General features: G+C 71.7%; 14 protein-coding genes. 10 read left to right on the top strand and 4 right to left on the bottom strand.

Annotation, left to right across the window (positions count from 1 at the left end; genetic code table 11):
• Window positions 1-51: 51 nt before the first annotated feature.
• Window positions 52-1,365 carry a hypothetical protein gene (locus tag E8D34_RS04805; protein ID WP_136593471.1) on the top strand — a complete coding sequence of 438 codons (1,314 nt, stop codon included), beginning with the start codon at window positions 52-54 and terminating at the stop codon, window positions 1,363-1,365.
• Window positions 1,366-1,672: 307 nt separating this feature from the next.
• Here the strand turns inward: E8D34_RS04805 and E8D34_RS04800 are convergent, their stop codons facing one another.
• Together E8D34_RS04800 and E8D34_RS04795 are read right to left on the bottom strand one after the other, a co-directional pair.
• A complete protein-coding gene (locus tag E8D34_RS04800; RefSeq protein WP_136593470.1) occupies window positions 1,673-3,568 on the bottom strand; it encodes a bifunctional metallophosphatase/5'-nucleotidase in 1,896 nt (631 codons plus the stop codon).
• A gap of 152 nt (window positions 3,569-3,720) precedes the next feature.
• Window positions 3,721-5,634, bottom strand: coding sequence for an alkyl sulfatase dimerization domain-containing protein (locus tag E8D34_RS04795; RefSeq protein WP_136593469.1), 1,914 nt, complete (start codon window positions 5,632-5,634; stop codon window positions 3,721-3,723).
• 256 nt (window positions 5,635-5,890) lie between these two features.
• Here E8D34_RS04795 and E8D34_RS04790 point away from each other — a divergent pair, with 256 nt between their 5' ends.
• The 3 genes from E8D34_RS04790 (at window position 5,891) to E8D34_RS04780 (ending at window position 8,120) form a co-directional block, all read left to right on the top strand.
• Window positions 5,891-6,376 (top strand): hypothetical protein, encoded by a 486-nt coding sequence (locus E8D34_RS04790; RefSeq protein ID WP_136593468.1) that lies wholly within the window; start codon window positions 5,891-5,893, stop codon window positions 6,374-6,376.
• 80 nt (window positions 6,377-6,456) lie between these two features.
• Window positions 6,457-6,975 carry a hypothetical protein gene (locus E8D34_RS04785; protein WP_136593467.1) on the top strand — a complete coding sequence of 173 codons (519 nt, stop codon included), beginning with the start codon at window positions 6,457-6,459 and terminating at the stop codon, window positions 6,973-6,975.
• Window positions 6,972-8,120, top strand: coding sequence for a hypothetical protein (locus E8D34_RS04780; RefSeq protein WP_136593466.1), 1,149 nt, complete (start codon window positions 6,972-6,974; stop codon window positions 8,118-8,120). Before E8D34_RS04785 ends, E8D34_RS04780 begins: the two co-directional genes overlap by 4 nt.
• 46 nt (window positions 8,121-8,166) lie before the next feature.
• Here E8D34_RS04780 and E8D34_RS04775 read toward each other — a convergent pair whose 3' ends face one another.
• Window positions 8,167-8,802: a TetR family transcriptional regulator C-terminal domain-containing protein gene (locus tag E8D34_RS04775; protein WP_136593465.1), complete on the bottom strand. Its 636-nt coding sequence runs from the start codon at window positions 8,800-8,802 to the stop codon at window positions 8,167-8,169.
• Between the two features lie 95 nt (window positions 8,803-8,897).
• Here E8D34_RS04775 and E8D34_RS04770 point away from each other — a divergent pair, with 95 nt between their 5' ends.
• On the top strand, window positions 8,898-9,737 hold the full coding sequence (locus tag E8D34_RS04770; protein WP_136593464.1) for an alpha/beta hydrolase: 840 nt from the start codon (window positions 8,898-8,900) through the stop codon (window positions 9,735-9,737).
• Window positions 9,734-10,300, top strand: a complete 567-nt coding sequence (locus E8D34_RS04765) for a GNAT family N-acetyltransferase (RefSeq protein WP_136593463.1) — start codon at window positions 9,734-9,736, stop codon at window positions 10,298-10,300. The genes E8D34_RS04770 and E8D34_RS04765 overlap by 4 nt, the downstream gene beginning before the upstream one ends.
• A 61-nt stretch (window positions 10,301-10,361) precedes the next feature.
• Here the strand turns inward: E8D34_RS04765 and E8D34_RS04760 are convergent, their stop codons facing one another.
• Window positions 10,362-10,640, bottom strand: coding sequence for a hypothetical protein (locus E8D34_RS04760; RefSeq protein WP_136593462.1), 279 nt, complete (start codon window positions 10,638-10,640; stop codon window positions 10,362-10,364).
• Between the two features lie 243 nt (window positions 10,641-10,883).
• Between E8D34_RS04760 and E8D34_RS04755 the strand changes: the two genes are divergently transcribed.
• From E8D34_RS04755 to E8D34_RS04740, 4 genes are all read left to right on the top strand, one after another.
• Entirely contained in the window at window positions 10,884-13,022 is a 2,139-nt protein-coding gene (locus E8D34_RS04755) for a hypothetical protein (protein ID WP_136593461.1), read from the top strand.
• A 1,749-nt stretch (window positions 13,023-14,771) separates the two neighbouring features.
• Complete coding sequence (locus E8D34_RS04750; protein ID WP_168929332.1) at window positions 14,772-15,533, top strand: CPBP family intramembrane glutamic endopeptidase; 762 nt, start codon at window positions 14,772-14,774, stop codon at window positions 15,531-15,533.
• 79 nt (window positions 15,534-15,612) lie between these two features.
• Window positions 15,613-16,569 (top strand): CPBP family intramembrane glutamic endopeptidase, encoded by a 957-nt coding sequence (locus E8D34_RS04745; RefSeq protein ID WP_168929331.1) that lies wholly within the window; start codon window positions 15,613-15,615, stop codon window positions 16,567-16,569.
• A gap of 990 nt (window positions 16,570-17,559) precedes the next feature.
• The gene (locus tag E8D34_RS04740) at window positions 17,560-18,639 is read left to right on the top strand and encodes a hypothetical protein (protein WP_136593458.1); all 1,080 of its coding nucleotides are present in this window, start codon (window positions 17,560-17,562) and stop codon (window positions 18,637-18,639) included.
• Window positions 18,640-18,724 lie beyond the last annotated feature (85 nt).

The following is an 18,724-nucleotide window of genomic DNA, read 5'->3' as shown; positions in this document are numbered from 1 at the left end:
CGCTGGGGGCAGGATGAGCGCGTCCCGCAACGGCACCGCGAGGAGTTGCTGATGTCCCAGCCCGTCGAGTCCGCCGCTCCTGCCGCGCCCGCGCCGTCCGCCGGCGCCCGACCGTCCCGCGGGCGCAGCGTCGCCGCAGTGCTGTGCCTGGTGCTGGCGGCGCTGCTCACCACCCCGGCCGGGATCGCGTACTGGGGACAGCGGACGCTGAACGACACCGAGCGGTACGTCGCCACGGTCGAGCCGCTGGTGGAGTCGGCCGAGGTCCAGGACGTGATCGCGACCCGGGTCAGCGACGCCCTGCAGAGTCAGGTCGACATCGAGGCGATCCTGCGCGACGTCTTCGCCGGGGTGATCGACGAGGCGCCCCGGCTCGACCAGCTGGTCGGCCCGCTCTCCGCGGCGATCAACGGGCTGATCGAGCGCGAGGTACGGGCGTTCGTCGCCTCCGACGCCTTCGCCGAGTTCTGGGTCCGCGCAAACACGACGGCCCAGCAGGTGCTCCTCAAGGTCCTCCAGGGCACCGCCGAGAGCACGGCGATCGGGTTCCAGGGCAACGAGATCGTGCTCGACGTGGACGAGGTGATCAACGTCGTCAAGGAGCGACTGGTCGCCCGCGGCCTCACGCTCCTGGAGGGCGTGCCGATCCCGGAGACCGACCGCCAGGTCGTGCTGCTCGACGCCCCGCAGGTCAAGCAGCTGCGCACCATCTACGCGTTCGCCAACCCGCCGGCCAAGTGGCTGCTGCCGGTGGCCGCGCTGCTCTACCTGGCCGCCTTCGCCCTGGCTCGCCGGCGGGCCCGGATGATGGTCTGGATCGGCGCCTGCATCCTGGCCAACGCTCTGCTGGTGGCCCTGCTGCTGTCGGTCGGGCGCCAGCTCTTCGTCAACCAGCTGGCCGGCACACCGTTCGGCCCGGCCAGCCGGGTCTTCTTCGACACGCTCCTCGCCTACCTGCAGAACGGCCGCAAGGCGATGATGTGGCTGGGCATCGTGGGCATCCTCGCCGGCCTGTACGCCGGCGCCGCCGCCTGGGCGAACCCGATCCGCCGCGGCGTCAGCGGCGCCCTCGAGGGCGCGGGCGCCGAGCTGGTCCGTGGCCCGGCCGGGGGCCCGGTCGGCCAGGTCGGTACGGCGATCCTGCCGGCCGTCGGCTGGCTCCGGGGCGGGGCGATCGTGCTCGGCGGCGTGGTGCTGCTCTGGGGCAACAACGCGACCGCCGGCAGGCTCGCCTGGTCGGTCGCGTTCGTGGTGCTGCTGCTGGCGGTGCTCCAGGTGCTGGTCGGCGCCGGCCGCGCCAGCCACGCGGACGGCCCGGGCGGCCGGGGCGGCCCGGGCGGCGAGCCCGACGCCGCGGCTGCCTGACCCGAGCGGCCCTCCTCCCACCGGGGTCGTGTGCCTGAGAACCCGGCACAAGCGGGCGTCAGGCACACGACGGACACCCGGCCACCCGAGCCCCCTCCCCGGGCGGGGTCGTGTGCCTGACAACCCCGTATAGGCGGGTCTGAGGCACACGACCGCGACCGGCCCCGCCGCCCGCACCCACACCCACGCCCGCACCCGCGACCCGCACCCCGAGCACGACGGAGGGGCCGCCCCGGCTGGGACGACCCCTCCTGACGTAGCCACCGCGCGACGGGCCGGGCCGGTCAGACCGGCCCGACCCGCTCGATCACGGCACCGGGGTGATCCGGCCCTCGCCACCCTCCGGGTAGTCCGCGGCGGTGATCAGGCCGCCGAGGCCGTCGGAGATGTAGTTCGCCAGCGCCTGCTGGTAGGTCACGCCGACCGTGGTGAACGGCGCGCCCCGGAACGGCCACTGGTCGCCGTCCTGGCGGACGCTGAAGTCGATCGTCGCGATCGAGATCCCGGGCCCGTCGACGACCTCGCCGTCCTGCACGATGACGGTGCCGTCGTCGAGGGTGACGTCCTGCACCCGGGTGCCGACCTGGCTGACGGTCCCGTCCTCCTCGATCACCATCGGCGTACCGATGAGGTCGTAGGTGAACGAGAAGCCGGCGACCTGCGCGAACCGACCGTCCGCGACCGGCAGCTTCGACACCGCGTTCTCCAGCAGCTCCTTGAGCTGAGCCCGGGGGAAGTCCGGGACGATGGAGACGAAGTTGGAGAACGCCGCGATCTCGAACGTGTTGAGCTCAGTGATCGGGCCCGGCGGGATCAGGCTGTTGTTGCGGATGCCGCCACCGTTCTGGAGGCCGATCACAGGGGCGTCCAGACCGTACTCCGCGGCCTTCTGCTGCGCGGTCCACAGCAGCGAGTCCGCCATCAGGTTGCCGAGGTTGGTCTCCTCGCTGCGCACGCCCGGGTCGCGGCGACCCTCCAGGGCCACCTGGGAGGTGCCGACCACGTTGGCCGCGAGGTCGTCGACGTAGGCCTGCACCGGGTCGACCACGTTCTCCTGGATCCAGGCGTCGGGCTCGACCGCGTCGTCCTCGACACCGGAGACCCGGAGCGGGCCGCTGTCGTCGCCGACCGAGAGCAGCTTGCCGCGGGGGTTGAACTTCACGACCAGCTTGCCGAGGTACTTGTAGTCGCCCGCGGTGGTGACGATCGGCACGGTGGCGCCGTCCCCGCCGGTGGCGGTCAGCGGGTACGACAGCGGCTCCCCGGTGGTCGGGTCGAGGCTGATCGAGTCGCCCGGCACCAGCGCGTCGCCCTCGTTGGCGAGCAGCTCGTCACCGCCGCCGGCGATCGCCACGTCGACCCCGCGCAGCATCGGCACCAGCGCGCGGTCCTCCTCCACGCTCTGCAGGTGGCTGATCAGGATGATCTTGTTGACGCCCCGACGGGTCAGCGCGTTGACCTGTCGCTGCACGATGCCGGCCACGTCCTGGAGCACCTCGACGTCGCCGGGACTGGAGATCGAGGCCAGCGCCGGCGTGGTGGCGCCGACGATGCCGATCGGCTCGCCCTTCTCCCAGACCACGTGCCGCTTGACGATCGTGCCCTGCTCGACCAGCGCCTGCAGCGACGGCTCACCCGTGAAGTCGAGGTTGGCCGAGACGAACTTCGGCGGGGTACCGAAGCTGGTGATGAACGTGGCGAGGTTCTCGGGTCCGAAGTCGAACTCGTGGTTGCCCAGCGCGAACGCGTCGTACCCGATCCGGGCCAGGCCGAGCGAGTCGTAGTACGGCGCCCCCTTGCTCAGGCTGGCGTTGAACTCCGGGCCGGCGAGGTAGTTGTCACCCGAGGAGAGCAGTACGACGCCGCGCCGGCCCTTCCCCTCCAGCGCCGCCGCGCGCTCCTGGTCGACGAGGCTGGCGAACCGGGCGATGCCGCCGTAGTCCGCCTGGTCGGGGGCGCTGATCAGCTGCGACTCACCGTCGTTGTTGTGCAGCACGGTGAGCGTGTAGGGCGACCTCCGCGGGTGCTTGTGCTTCCTCGGCTTGTGGTTCGCGGCCTTCTGCACCGCCGCCTTCTGGGCGACGACGCGGTCGGCGGTCGGCGACTGGGCCTGTGCTGCCGGCGTCGCGAGCGCGGTGAGTGATCCGACGGCGACCGCCGCCGCTGCCGCTACGGCGAACCGCTTGCTGGACTGGAGACGCATTCGTGAGATCCCCTCGGGTCGAGACCGGAGGAGTCCGCCGGGTGGGGCGGAACCCCTCGCTTGGACCCCATTGACCCTAGGGACGTTCGCGACCGCCGGCCAGTGGTAGACCAGGAAACCTCAGGTGAATCGCGCCGGTGGGCAGCCTCGCCTCACTCCTTCTCCGGGGTGACGATCGCGAAGTCCGGGTCGCCCGGGTCGAGCACCGCCACCAGCCGCTGCAGCACGCCGGCGTCCCCGGTCACCTCGACGCCCGCCGCCGCCATCGCGTCCGGGGTGGGCGCGGCCAGCACCGCCAGCGCCACGCGGGGCAGTGTCACCGTGACGTCGGCCGGCTCGTCGTCCCGCGCGCCGGCCGTGTAGGTCAGCACGCCGTTGGCCAGGCGCAGCCGGTAGGACTCGACGGTCTCCGCGCCGCCCTCACCGCCGCCGGTCAGCACCAGGTCGATGCTGAGCCGCTCGTCCCAGGCCGCCGGGCCGTCGACCCGGACCGCCATCGCGTCGAAGAGCATCGCCGGGCTGAGGTGGGTCAGCATGTCGGCCGAGGCGGTCGCGGTCGGCGTACCGAAGCCGCCCGAGCGCAGCTCGGTGGCGCCGGAGAGGAAGAAGTTGCGCCAGGTCCCGTTCTCCGCGCCGTACCCGAGCTGCTCGTAGGTGTCGGCGAGCAGCTCGCGCGCCGCGCCGTGCCCGGGCTCGGCGAAGACCACGTGGTTCAGCACCTCCGCGACCCAGCGGTAGTCGCCGGCGCCGAACGAGACGCGGGCCTTGTCCACCACGGCGTCCGCGCCGCCCATGAAGTCGACGTACCGGATCGCCTGCTCGACCGGCGGGTGCTGCCACAGGTGCGCCGGGTTGCCGTCGAACCAGCCCATGTACCGCTGGTAGATCGCCTTCACGTTGTGGCTGACCGAGCCGTAGTAGCCGCGGGTGTGCCAGGCGTTCTCCAGCGCCGGCGGCAGCACCATCGCCTCCGCGATCTCGGCGCCGGTCATGCCGGCGTTCATCATCCGCACCGTCTGGTCGTGCAGGTAGGCGTAGAGGTCGCGCTGCAGCTCGAGGTACTCCACGATCCGCTCGCTGCCCCAGGTCGGCCAGTGGTGGGAGGCGAAGGCGACGTCGGCGTCGCGGGCGAACAGGTCGATCACCTCGGTCAGGTACTGCGACCACACGTGCGGGTCGCGGACCAGCGCGCCGCGCAGGGTCAGCAGGTTGTGCAGGGTGTGGGTGGCGTTCTCGGCCAGGCAGAGCGCCCGGAGGTCGGGGAAGTAGAAGTGCATCTCCGCCGGCGCCTCGGTGCCGGGCGCCATCTGGAAGACGATCCGGACCCCGTCGAGCACCTCCTCCTGGCCGGTGGTGGTGATCTCCAGCGTCGGCGGGATCACCGTGACCGTGCCGGTGGACGTGGTCTGCCCGAGGCCGGCGCCGACCTGGCCGCGCGGGCCGCGGGCCAGCGCCGCGCCGTACATGTAGCCGGCGCGACGGGCCATCGCGGTGCCCGCGTACACGTTCTCGGCGACGGCGTGCTCGACCAGCCCCTCCGGCGCGACCACCACCACCCGACCCGCGTCCACGTCCTCCTGGGTGGTCACGCCCTTGACTCCGCCGAAGTGGTCGACATGGGAGTGCGTGTAGATCACCGCGGTGACCGGTCGGTCGCCCCGGTGCTCGCGGTAGAGCGCCAGCGCGGCGGCGGCGGTCTCGACCGAGATCAGCGGGTCGATCACGATCACGCCGGCCTCACCCTCGACGAAGGTGACGTTCGAGAGGTCCAGGCCGCGGACCTGGTAGATCCCCTCGACCACCTCGAAGAGCCCGTCGATGGCGACCAGGTTCGACTGGCGCCACAGGCTGGGGTTGACCGAGTCCGGGGCGGGGCCGTCGAGGAACCCGTACGACGCGTTGTCCCAGACCACCCGCCCGTCGACCGCGGTGATCACGCACGGCTCGAGGCGACCGAGGAGGCCGCGCTCGGCGTCCTCGAAGTCGCGGGTGTCGTCGAACGGCAGCGTCTCCGCGAGCCGCTCCTGGTGCTCGACGACGAGGTGCTCGGGTTCCTTGCTGGACATCGGTGATCCCCCTGGGCGGCGCCTCGGACCGGGTGGGCCGGGGGACGGCCGAGGTCCGCGTTCCCTGGCCCGGCCAGCCTGCTCCTTCGGAGGGCGTAGCGGAAGGGCCCTCCTGCCCGGCCGGCGAAGTGACGTAGGACACGAAGAACGTCCGATCTGTTCACCCAAGAATCCTTGAGGACCGGGTCCCAGGTGCCGACGGAATGGCAGCCCCGTCCCCCCGCGTGGGCTTAGCGACCAGCAAGGACCCCCCGACATGGCACGACTCAGCAAGAAGAAGAAGCTCCTCGGCGTCATCGCCGCGGCGGCCCTCGTCACCGGCGGCGGCACGGCGTACGCGTACTGGACGTCCGGCGGCGCCGGCACCGGCAGCGGCACCACCACCGCGTCGATCGCCCCGGTGGTCGTCAACCAGACCAGCACGGTCTCCGACCTGCGACCCGGCGGTACGCCGGTGACGCTGGCGGGCACGTTCACCAACCCCAACGGCAGCCCGGCCTACGTCGCGGCGGTGACCGTGAGCATCGGCTCGGTCACGAAGGCGGCGGGCGCCCCGGCCGGCGCCTGCGACGCGAGCGACTACACGCTGACCAACACCGTGATGCCGGTCGGCGCCGAGATCCCCGCGGGCACCTCGAAGGGCGCCTGGAGCGGTGCGACCATCGCGTTCAACAACAAGGCGACCACGAACCAGGACGGCTGCAAGGGCGCGACGGTGACCCTGGCCTACGCGGTCAGCTGATGCCGGGGGTGCCCGCCGGGCCCCCCGCGCGTCGAGGTCGGCCGCTCCGAGCGACCGGCGCCAGCCGGCGTGGGCGCCACGTGGCGCCCAGCCGCCGGCGCGGTCCGACCGCACGGCTCGCCCTCACCGCGGCCGGGGCGATCGCCGGCATCTGGCTGCTGGCCTCACCCGCCCTGGGCTACCTGACCGCGGGCGGGTACGGCGAGGGCACCGGCCGGACCGGTTCGCTGCAGCCGCTGGAGATGCTCCCGGCAGTGGTCGGGACCACCGACGTCGCCCTGCTCCCGGGGGCCAGGGCCGACCTGGTCCTCCGGGTGGTCAACCCGAACGACCGCCCGGTCACGATCACCGGCGTCTCCCAGGCCGGCGGGGTCACCGTCACCGGCGGATCCGGGTGCACCGGGGATCCGGCCTGGCCGGGCGCCCTCGGCACCTCGGGCGTCGGGGTACCGACGCGGACCGGGCTCGACCTGACGGTCCCGGGCGGTGCGACCCTCGCGGTCCGGATCCCCGACGGCGCGGCGATGGGGGTCGGCGCGGCCGCCGGCTGCCAGGGCGCGACCTTCCGCGTGCCCGTCGCCGTGGCGGTGACCCAGTGACCGGCGGACGCCACCGCGCGCCGACCGTGCGCCGGCGCGGTCGCCGGCGACGGCTGCTCGGCGTCGCCCTGACCGCGCTCGTCGCGCTCGGGGCCGGCCCCGCGCACGCCTTCTGGACGGCCACCTCCACGGCACCCGACGCCTGGGCCCGCGCGGCCACCCTGGCGGCGCCGGTCCTCACCCAGGGGGCCAGCACGCCCACCTCGGTGGCGCTCTCCTGGTCGACCTCGTTCACCCCCACCTCGGTGGAGCTGAGCCAGTCCGACGGCACGCTGGCCGGGTGCTCGGCGTCCCCGTCCCCCACGGCCACCGGCGGCTGCACGGCGACCGGCCTCGTCCCCAACACCCGCTACACGTGGACGCTCACCGCGCGGCGGCACGGCTGGGTCACCCAGCAGTCGCTGACGGTCACGACCGACAAGCAGGCGGCGACCGTCGCGGTCGGCGGCCTCCCCGCGACCACCGGCCCTGCCGGGGCCTCGTTCTCCGCGACGGCCACGGTCACCGGCTTCGGCACGCCCGCCGGCACCGTCCTCTTCCGGCTGTTCAAGGACCCCTCCTGCACGACGCTCGCCCAGGCCGCCGGCGCCGTGCCGCTGCGGTCCGGCACGGCGACCGGCTCGGTGCAGCCCGCCCATGCGGGGACCTACTACTGGCAGGCGGAGTACACGCCGACGGACGGCCACCACCTGCCCGCCACGAGCCCCTGCGGCCCCTCGATCACGGTGACCGAGGCCCCGTCGACCCTGCGGCTCCACGGCTACGACTTCTGGGGCGGCGGCTACCAGGGGAGCCGCCCGACGACGCTGGTGGTGCAGCAGTCCGGCCTGCAGAACGCCGGTCCGCAGACCGTCACCGCCTTCACGCTCACCTTCACCTTCCCGGCCGCCCGGGTGCCGGCGACGGCACCCACCTCGGTGACCGGCGCCGGCTGGACGTACGCCGGCAGCAGCGTCGTGGGGCCGGACCGGGTCCTCACCTTCACCTGGTCGAGGCCGCTGGCCCTCAACGAGGAGGCCGGTCCGCTCGGCTTCGTCCTCGCGCTGACCGACAACGGTCCGGGCACCGTCACCTCGAAGATGACGGCGTCGGGGCCGGAGATCACCACGGCGAGCCTCTCCGCCTCGCGGATCCTGCCGAGCTGAGGTCGACGACCGGACGTACGCCGGAGCGGCTGACCCCGGTCGCGGCTCAGCGCGGCTCGGCAGGCACGATCTCGGCGGCGGCGAGCCGCGCGTCGACGGCGCGACGGGCGTGGTCGTAGACGTCGAAGCCGCCGGTGAGCAGCGACCGCAGGTTGGCGGAGTCGAGATAGGCGACCAGGTCGAAGGCGAGCAGGTCGGCATCCTCCTCGGCCCGGATCTCCCCCACCTGCTGGGCCTCGGCGACCGTGGTGGCGATCAGCCCGACCCACTCCTGGTCGATCGAGGCCAGGGCGTCGCGCACGGCGCCGGGCCGTCCGGCGTACTCGTGGCTGACGCGGGCGAAGAAGCAGCCCCCGGGGAATCGACGGTCGCTGGAGTACGCCAGCCAGGCATCGATCAGGGCGCGCAGCCGGACCACCCCGACGGGAGCCCGGAGCGCCGGCTCCACCACCGTCTGCACGAAGATCGCACGGGCGGCCCGGATGGTGGCGAGCTGCAGCTGCTCCTTGCTGCCGAACGCGCCGACCAGGCCGCTCTTGCTCATCGAGAGCTCGGTGGCCAGCCGCCCGATGGAGAGCCCCTCGAGGCCCTCGACCGAGGCGACGTCGACCGCCTTGCCCAGGATGGCCCGGCGGGTGCGGTCGCCGCGCTGCACGCGTCCGTCGGTAGTGATCTCGCTCATCGTTCCGCAGCCTAGTCGGGGTCAGGGGGTTGACGTTCGAAACAATTAGTACGATCGTTCGTATTGTAATCTTACCCCACACGAGAGACCCGCCCATGTCCGCAACCTCAGCCGCCATCACCGCAACCGTGGGCGCCCTGCTCACCGGCACCACCCGCCTCTCGCCACACGGCGGCGGTCGCCTCGCCCTCGAGCTGTGGCGCCGCCCGGGCGGACCGGCCCGGGTCCGCCCCGAGGAGCGGGCCGTCCACGAGGCCGCGGAGCCCGGCGCGGTCGGCCGGGTGGTCACCTACGCCTGGGGCGACGGGCGACGCCCGGTCCTCCTCGTGCACGGCTGGGGCGCGCGCTCGTCGCGCTGGGCCGACGTGGTGCGGGCGCTGCTGGCGACCGGCCACAGCGCGGTCGCGTACGACGCCTGGGGGCACGGCGCGACGCCCGGCCCGGTGCGGCCGATCCCCGAGCACCAGCGGGTGATCGCCGAGCTCGAGCGCCAGCACGGCCCCTTCGCCGGCGTCATCGCCCACTCCTTCGGCGCCCCGGTGGCGATCCACGCCGCACGGCAGGGCCTGCGCGCCGACCGCCTCGTGACGATCAGCGGCGTCGGCGAGTTCGGCTACCTCGTCGACACCTTCTGCGACCGGCTCGGCGCGGGCCCGACCGTCAACGCCGCGCTGCGGCGGGCGATCGCGCGCCGCTACTTCGCGGGGGCGGACGACATCTGGGACCGCTTCTCGGCGCAGCCCCTCCCCGGCTGGGACGCCCTGGTCGTCCACGACGCCGGCGACCGCGTGGTCGACCGCCGACAGGCCGACGTGCTCACCGAGGCCCTCGGCGCCCGACTGGTCGAGACCTCCGGACTCGGCCACGGCCGCATCCTGCGCGACCCCGATGTGATCGACCGGGTCGTCGGCTTCCTCGACCGGGTGCCGGCATGAGCACCGCGACGCCGTCGACCGGCACGGCCCGGATCCGGCCGGCCACCGAGGCCGACCGCGGCGCCGTCACGGAGCTGCTCGCGGACCTGTCCCCCGAGTCGGCGTACCGACGCTTCCAGGCGAGCCCGGGCCCCGTGCCGCCGCCCGCCGTCGTCACCGCGCTGCTCCCGTCCGGACCGGACGCCGGCGCCGTCCTCGCGTACGACGGAGCGACCGTCGTGGGCCACGGCATCTGGCGCCGCACCGGCGCCGGCGCCGCCGCGGAGATCGGGCTGGTCGTGGCGGACGACCACCAGGGCCGGGGCATCGGGAGCGCCCTGGCCCGGGCGCTGCTCGCCGACCTCGCGTCCCACGACGTCGAGCAGGTCGAGGTGTTCACGACCGCGAGCAACGACGCGGTGGCGCACATGGTCGCCCGGTACGCGCCCGGCGCGGCCCCCCACCGCGACGGCCCGACGGTGACCTACTCCCTCTCCACCGGGGTCGCCGAGCGCCGCCGGCGCGCCGTGCACGACCGGCCGACGGAAGACCCCGGCGGACCGCGCCGGCGGTGCGCGGCCTGACCCACCCGCCGACCCGCCCCTGGCGACCCGCCCCGGGGTGGCCCAGCCCGGGCGCGGGCGATCAGGCGGGGGACTCCTCGGGCGAGGAGTCCTCGACCTCGTCGGAGCGGGTCGCCCGGGTCGTGGTGTCCTCCCCGCCCTCGACCTCCTCCTTGATCGCCTCGGGCGCCTCGTCGATCGACGGGTTGCCGCGCGGACGCGCGTCGCGGACCAGCGGCTCCGGCTCCCCCGTCTCGGCCTGCGGCCCGCTGCCGTGCACCACGGCGTCCGCGCCCCCCGGCGCGGGCTCCCGCTCCTCGACCTTCGGCTCGGGTCGCTCTCCAGGCTTCTCGTCCGACATGGGACCTCCGCTCTCGTCGTGGCTGGCCGGCACGGGCGGCGGGACGATCCGCGAGGGCGCACCGCCGCTGGGCAGCGTCCGAACCACGGTAGCCACCGCGCGGTGAGCGGCGCCGGTCCGCACGGTCGCACCCGGATCCCGGCGCATCCGACGGGCGGCACGCCGCCTGCCGCCGTATCTCCGCCCCCGACGGCTCCTCCTCCCTGTGACGAGGACAGGGCGTCCTCGGGGAGGAGCGTCGCCATGAGCGAGCACGAGAAGAGCGCGGGGGCCACGGGAGAGTCGCCCGCCGAGACCGACGTACACCCGACCCGGGCCCGGATGCTGGCGCTGTTGGGGACCAACCCCAACTACTTCGGCACGCTGCCGGGCGTGGGCTTCGAGGCGGTCGAGAAGCTGGCCGCGGACACGACGTACGAGGCACTCTCGTGCGTCTCGTACAGCCCGGAGCGGGACCGGCTCGAGGCGACCATCGAGGTGCGTCGCCCGACGGGCTACTCCGGCCCGCTGTGCACGGCGGGGTCCTTCGAGTACGTCCGGTTCTGGGTGGACTACGGCACCGGCTGGGAGGACGCGGGCGTCTCCGTCGTCAACGTCCACGACATCCCGGCCGGCACGGACTGCGCCGGACGTCGGTGGCACCCGCTGTCGTACGTGGTCGGGGTCGACCACCACCCGAAGCGACGATGGTGCGGCTCGCCCGTCCTGCCCAAGGTCCGCGCGATCCTCTCCTGGGGCGTCGAGCCGCCGAGCACGCCCCCGCCGGCCTCGCCGGCCGACTGGCAGCCGGTCTGGGGCGACATCAGGGAGTGCCGCATCCAGATCAGGCCGCGCACCTTCTGGCTCACCGACATCGCCGACCTGGTCGGCTCCTCGGTGCTGGACAAGGTCATCGCCCAGCTCCCGCCGCACCTCAAGGCGGTCCCGGCGCCCACCGAGCCCGACCCCGGGCCGGTGGCGGCCCTGCCGCTGCCCGAGATGCTCGAGGCATCGCGGCGCGCCGACGTACCCGACCACCGGTCGATGGTGCCGCACCTCGCACAGCAGAAGGTGCTGGCGGGACCGACCCCGGAGGTCTTCCTCGGCTCGGCCAACCTGCTGAAGGGGCTCGACATCGACCTCTCCGCGATCCTCGACCTGCTGGACGAGGGCAAGGGCGACACGACCTACGAGGAGCTGAGGTGTCTCGGCCTCGACGAGACGGCCAGCGCACTGGTCGCGACGTTCACGGTCAAGAAGCCGAGCGGCTACGCCGGGGGCCCGTGCACGAAGGGCAGCACCGAGTACGTCGCCTTCTGGGCCGACTGGGACGACGACTGCTCGCCGCAGTACCTCGGCACCGTCGAGGTCGCGGTCCACGACTACGAGAAGGTCGACGACCCCGGCCTCTGCTACGCCGCGGTGCTGCCGGTGGACCTCGGCGCGCTCCGCCGGCCCTGCGACGAGGCCCGGCTGTCTCGGGTCCGCGCGGTGCTGTCGTGGGGGACGCCGCCGTCGACCACCGACCCCGACGCGGTCCCGTACTGGGGCAACCGGATCGACCGTCACGTGCAGGTCGCCCCCGGCCTTCCCTACGACGGCACGGCCCGGTTCACCCGGGTCGGCGGGGTGCCGTCGGACAACGTCAGTCAGGTCACCGGTCTCACCAGCGTCGGCGCGCTCGGGTCGCTGCCCGTGGTGATCGCGAACGTGGCCCGTCCGGTGGCGGTGGGGGCGCCGTTCGCCGGCTGGGTGCACCTCCAGGGCCCGCTCGACCCGGCGCTGGCCGGGCGCACCTACCGGTTGCGGGCGGTCTCCGACTCCGGCTCCGAGCACGTCTTCACCACCGCCTTCGTCCGGGTGAGCCCGAGCGGCGCCCTGGTCCCCGTCACGCCGGGGGCGGACGGGGCGCTGATCTACCCCGGGTCGGCCCAGTTCGACGCGGGCGAGCTCGGCCGGTTCGCACCCGGCGGCGACGAGCGGTGGACGGTCTACCTGGAGTTCTGGGTGGGCGGGTCCTGGGTCGCCGAGGCCCAGGCGGCGGTGCGGATGGACAACACCGTCGAGCACGTCGAGCTGCAGCTCGAGACGGCGGCCGCCTGCAAGATGCCGGCCGGGCCGGTGCAGGGCACGCTGATCGCGAGCGACCTCAACTTCCGCTCCTGGTCGATCCAGGTGCTCGGCTCGAACCCCTGGCCGGTGACGCCGGTCGCCCCGGGCTCGGGACTGCCGTTGTCGACGACGGTGCCGGCGCCGCCTCCGGGTCGCGCCTTCCAGATCGACTTCACCGGTGCCCCGCCGTGCGGGTACGTCGTCCGGCTGTGGCTGAACGAGGACGTGGTCGTGAGCTCCACCTACCCGGTGCGCAGCACCAACGACGACCAGGGCCTCTGCCTGGTCTGAGGGATCAGGGGGGCGCCCCCGGCCCGGAGCGCCAGAAGGCCGGACCCAGCATCTGGGTCCGGCCAGTCCGGTATCTCGCGAGGGACCGGATCGGCGGAGCTGAGGGGCGCTCCCCTGGCCTTCCGAACCGGGGCAGGTGGTGCTCGTGGATCGGCACCGAGCAAGGCGCCCGTCACCGGGAACCTCACCTGGCGGGGTCCGCTGGACGGGGCGCACGGGACCGCGTGTCCGGCGCGCGAGGCGGGTCGTGTGCCTGAGGACCCGCTATGCCGGGGCGTGGGGCACACGACCCGTCTCCGGGTCTGCGCCGCCGCGCGGAGGGCCCATGTAACACGCTCCAGCAGAGCTCGGCGATCCTCTTCATCCGCGGCGCGGGACCGAGGTACTACCTGCGCACCATCGGCCCCTTCAGCCCTCGGTGGCCTTCCACCCATCACTCGGTTGGACAACCTGACTGGGCATCACACCTGGACGGCGGCGCACCCCGGAGTCTGCCGGACGGTCGGGCGACCGCCCCGCAGCCGAGGCCCACGGGGGTGACCACGCGCCGGAGTACGCCGACACGCATCGCCACTCCTCGGCAGCACCCAGCCGACCCGGCGTGAGGCACGGCAGGGTGGTCGGAAACGACGAACCCCCGCCCCGCCTGTCGGCGGAGCGGGGGTTCGTGCTGGTGGAGCTGAGGGGATTCGAACCCCTGACCTTCTCAACCGGTCACGGGTCCGCCGGACACCTCGACTCACCTCGGACTACATGTCCGAAAACCGCTGGATCACGCCTGAAAGCGCGGATCAAACGTCGTCTTGTACGTCGACTCTACCCCGACGCCTCGGGGCGTCTCGGGCCATTTCGGAGGCAGTAAGTGCTGAATAAGTGGTATCTCCAGCGCTCGGGAGAGCCTCGAATGCCCCCCCGTACGCGCCGGCGAACACGGCGGCAGCCACCGCCATGCCCGACTGGAGCAGGTCGGGCTCGAGCCCGGTGCCGCTGACGGCCCCCGTCCCGGGAATCTCACCGGACGGGGCAAACGGGACGGGGCGCGTGACGCCCGCGGCGAGGAGGGACGTTCGGCCGGCCGGTTGTCGCAAGAGGTTCGGCTCTTGGGACGTCCGATCGTGCCGATGTGAGGTAGATGGGTGGGGACTCTCAGCTCGCACCGGTAGGACGTCTGGATCTGTACGTACGGATCTGTACGTCGAGCCGTGGGATTGGGGGTCGCCGCGGACGGCTGAGGCCATCGGCTACCAGCGCGAGGGCCTCCTTCGTGCATGGCAACGCGTCGGAGCGCTCTCCGAGCGCGCTGATCCGCCGGGGCAGACCCCGGATAGCCGCGGGTTGGCGTTCTACCGCCACGTCACCCTCGGAAGTGGCGCAAGGAGCCGGCGTCGCCGACGAGGGCGGGGGAATCTGGGCCATTCGCCGAGCAGTCGCTTGCGGGCTCGGGTCATCCCGAGCGGTCGGGGGAAGAGGTACAGGGCGTCGCTCTACTCGGCCTCGCCGATGCTGCTTTGCTCGTAACGGTTACAGCCACGCGGCCTCACGCGGGGAGCCAGAGTCCGTGTGAAACTTGTGCGAGCCCCCCGAATCGTTGCGAGGAGCCGCATCCATGGACGTGTCTCACGGACGCCCCGAGCGGTCGAGTCATTCGTGGACGCGATGCGGCCCGAGGGCAGGAAGCACGATCAGCTGCTCTCCCGTCGCGATCCGGGCACCCCATCCTCGGGCCATAGAGCAGAGAGGTTCTTGACCATGCGCGTATCGCCGAAGCCGTCGACCGCACTGATCGTCTTCATGCTGTACCTGGTGCTGTTCTATGGCGTGTGGGTCGTTACCGACGTCGACTACGAGAACATCGGCGAAAGCGCCGACACGCTGATGAAGTGGTACTTCGCCCCGACCTGGGTGGGCGGAATCGCCATGGCTATTGCCGTGTGGTGGTTGGGCTGGTGGCGACCAGTGATGTTCGAGAGGGAACGGTCCGGTGCGCGGTGGCTCATGATCGCGCCCGCGTTCACGGCGATTCTTCTGATCCTCTTCGCCATCACCTCGGACTTCTCCGGGTTGAACGGGGCCATGGTGCTGTTCCTGCTCTTGGGCAGCGCCGGCGTCGGCTTCGCCGAGGAGATCACTACTCGAGGCATTCTCATCACCGGTTTCCGTCCCACGATGACTGAGCCCGCCGTGTGGTTCTTCTCGTGTCTTCTCTTCGGACTCCTTCACTTGCCGAACTGGTTCTTCGGATTGGGTGCGGCATCGGTCCCGCAGGTGCTACTTGCCTTCGGGGTCGGCTCGACCTTCTATCTTCTGCGCAGGTTCTCAGGCACGCTCGTGTTGTGCATGGTGCTGCATGCTGCGTGGGACTTCGTGGCCTTCGCGGGCGAGCGGCCCGGTTCTTTGGCGGCGCTGGTAGTCGTGAACGCGCTGGTCGGCCTTGTATTCGGACTCGTCTATGTCCGGTCGGCCAGGGGCCAACGCGTGGGCCAGTCCGACGAGTCCGAAGTCGCCGCCTGAGCCAGGAACTCGACAGGCGGACTATCCCAAGCCTGCGGCGTTGTCTGTGATCCACCGGCTAGCTCCAGGAAGGTCTGGCATGGGCGACATTCGCACCTCTCCACTCGTCCTGGGCGCCTACGAGGCCAGGCGCAAGACGCACTGGTTGGTCGCCTGGGTCATCAGCTTTGTCGTGGGCGTGATCATCGTGAGCAGTGTCATTCACGAGGTCGGGCTCTCTGTGCTGGACGCGGAAGCGAACAGCTACCGCGGACAGTGGGTTGAGCTCCTCACGAACGCGGGGACGCTGCTCGTACTGTTCCTGTGGCTGCGGCTCTTCGAACGAAGGCCCTTCGCCTCGGTCGGACTGAGGGGCCGGGGACCGTCGCGTCTTGCGATGGGCTTCGCCGGGGGCATCGGCATCTTCATCGTCCCGGTGCTGGTTCTGTGGGGTACGGGACAGCTCAGCTCAACCGGGTCGGCGCACACTGAGTCCGGCGTCTCCGCGCTCCTGCCGATCCTGCTGCTCATCCCAGTGTGGATCGTCCAGGGGTCCACTGAGGAGATCGTCACTCGGGGCTACCTGCTCCAGAACAACGCGACGCAACTTCCGGGTTGGCTGGCAGTCGTGCTCGTGAGCGTGGGGTTCGGGGTCGTGCACCTCGAGTTCAGCCCGATCCCGCTGCTCACGATCATCGTGGTGAGTCTGGCCTTCGTACTGATCGCACTTGCCGATGGATCTCTCTGGCTGGTCTGCGGCCTTCATGCCGGCTGGAACTTCGCTCAGGGCAATGTCTTCGGCATCCCCGTGAGCGGTGTCCCTCGCGACGTCTCACTCTTGACCTTCGGACCGGCGGCGGGCTCCAACGACCTCCTGACCGGCGGGGAATTCGGAGTCGAGGCGAGCCTGCTTTCCCTGGTCGTGTGGGCCCTCATCGCGCTCCTCGCCTTCCCCCGGTTCCGCCGAGCGCAACTGCAGCGGGAGACGGACCGAGTTCCCCTCGCCGCCTACGAAGCCGGGAATGGGGCGAGCACCGATAAGCCGGAAGCCGGGTAGCACTCGCCTCATGTCGGAGCCACCTCGCAGAGCCGCACTGTCCCCCCGGCGGATCCGGGTGCGACAGCGGCACCCGGGCGACGAACGCCAGCCGGGTGCCTCACCGCCGATCGCGCGGTGGACAAGGCACAGCCGGGGAGCGTTCACATCGAGAGCACCGGCGCGACGGCAACCGCGATGCAAAGAGGCGGGCCACGATTCCGGACGTCAGGACGGTGGTGCGACGCGCTTGTGGCGCCGAGGTCGGTGGACCGCCTCGGTCACGACCGGGTCGGCGACAGGCATGGGATGCCTCTCTCGCACGCCTCGCTGCGTGCTCGATCTCCTGTCCGGGCGTGTGCACGTCCGGGTCGATGCAGAATCAGCGCGTGCAAGGACGCCGATCGCGAGGCCACCGACCGACCCAGTGCGCTGGGCGGTTCCGTTGCACGCGCGGCCTTCTTGTCAGTGGCATGACAGGAGGTCGGACACGATGTGGAGGTCGATACGCCGATGGATCGGGATGTGGCTGAGGTCGAAGGGCTGTCGGACCCCAATGTCTCGTCCACCGATGCCGTCGCTGCCCTGAGGCGCGTACTGGACAGCGAAGCATTCTCCAGGGCTCCGCGGTCGAGGGACTTCCTGGCATACGTTGCGGCCGAGACGTTGGCGGGCCGGGGCGCTCATTTGCACGAGCGCACGGTGGCTCGGTACGCGCTGAATCGAAGTGGCGACTTCGACGGGCAATCACACTCGGTGACCCGCGTTCGCGCCACGAGGGTGCGCCGTGCGCTCGAGGCCTACTACCGAGGAGAGGGAAGCCGAGACCCGGTGGTGCTGGCATTGCCCGTCGGATCGTACGTTCCCACGTTCACTCGTGCTGAGCTGTCGGAGCTCCCCCACCCAGGGCCCCATCCGACGGGTCCGCCCGCAGTAGCCGTTGTCTGGGTCGATGCTCTGGGTGACCCCAGCGGTGTGGCGGCCAGATTCGCCAACGCCCTGGTGCCCCGCATGGAGAAGTTTGACGGGCTGCGAGTGATTCTCGCCGCCCGCAAGCGCGCGGAGGACGCCCGCGTCCTGGGAACTCAGCTGGGCGCGAAGTTTCTCCTCACGTGCAGCGTGGCTGGTTCTGCGGAGGCAGCTACCGTTCTGACGCAGCTGCTCGACGGTGAAGACGGACGGCTCCTGTGGTCCGACCGTGTCGAGGTTGAACCATCTGAAGACCAGGCACTGGCAGTCGAGACGTGGACGGTGAGAGCCGCCGCGCTGGTGGGTGACTACGCAGGTTTGATCGCGCGCCAGCTGCAGGTCGCGGGCGACGTGACAACCGGCGGCCAGCGGGCACGAGTGGCCCTCTACCGTTACGTCACCGTCGGTAGCGAGGAGGCGCTTGCTGCGGCCCGGGCAGAACTGTCAGCAGTTGTCGCGGACCGTCCGCATGATCCCGAGCTCAACGCGATGTTTGCCTTCGCGGTGGGCTCTGAACTTGTCTATCGGGACGATCTGGATGCGCGTACCGACAGTGTTCTGGTGGAGACGCACGCGGCAAGAGCCCTCACTGCTGACCCCCGCTCAGCAGTAGCCCACCTCGCACTGTCCTTTCTCGCCATCCGCCGGCGGGATTGGGAGACGTGCGCGAGGGAGGCAAGGACCGCGGCGGAGCTATCGCCTGACCATCCTTCGCTTCTCTTCAGTGCAGGAGGCGCTCTGATGAATGCCGGCGACTGGGCCCTGGGCGCGCGATTGACGCGTCGCTCCTTCGACCTGAACCCTTTCCACCCGACGTATCAACACGCGAACCTGGCGTTCGAGTGCCTGCTGAAGGGCGACCTTGCGGGGGCGCTGGGGGAGGCCAGCATCGTCGACGAGGGTGGCCGGGTCTGGGGACCGTTCTGCCGGGCCGTTGCTCTGTGCGGGTTGGGTCATCCCGAGCAGTCGCGAGCGGAGTTCCGCGAGGCCCTGCGCATCGAGCCTGGGCTCTCGACGGAGCCTGAGCGGCTGTTCGATGGCATCAACCTGACCGCGGACCAATTGAATACCCTTCTGGACCTCATGGCGCCCCTGTTGGCGGACGGCGGTGGCGATGGCTGACATGGCGCTTGCGATCATGGTCCCGGCGGACGGCGTCTCGAAGCACGCGACGAGGCGGGCTGATGACGCTCGTCGCGAACCTGGC

The organism is Nocardioides sp. GY 10113, assembly GCF_004919105.1.
Classification (GTDB): domain Bacteria; phylum Actinomycetota; class Actinomycetes; order Propionibacteriales; family Nocardioidaceae; genus Nocardioides.
This window is presented reverse-complemented; position numbering and strand designations above follow the sequence as displayed.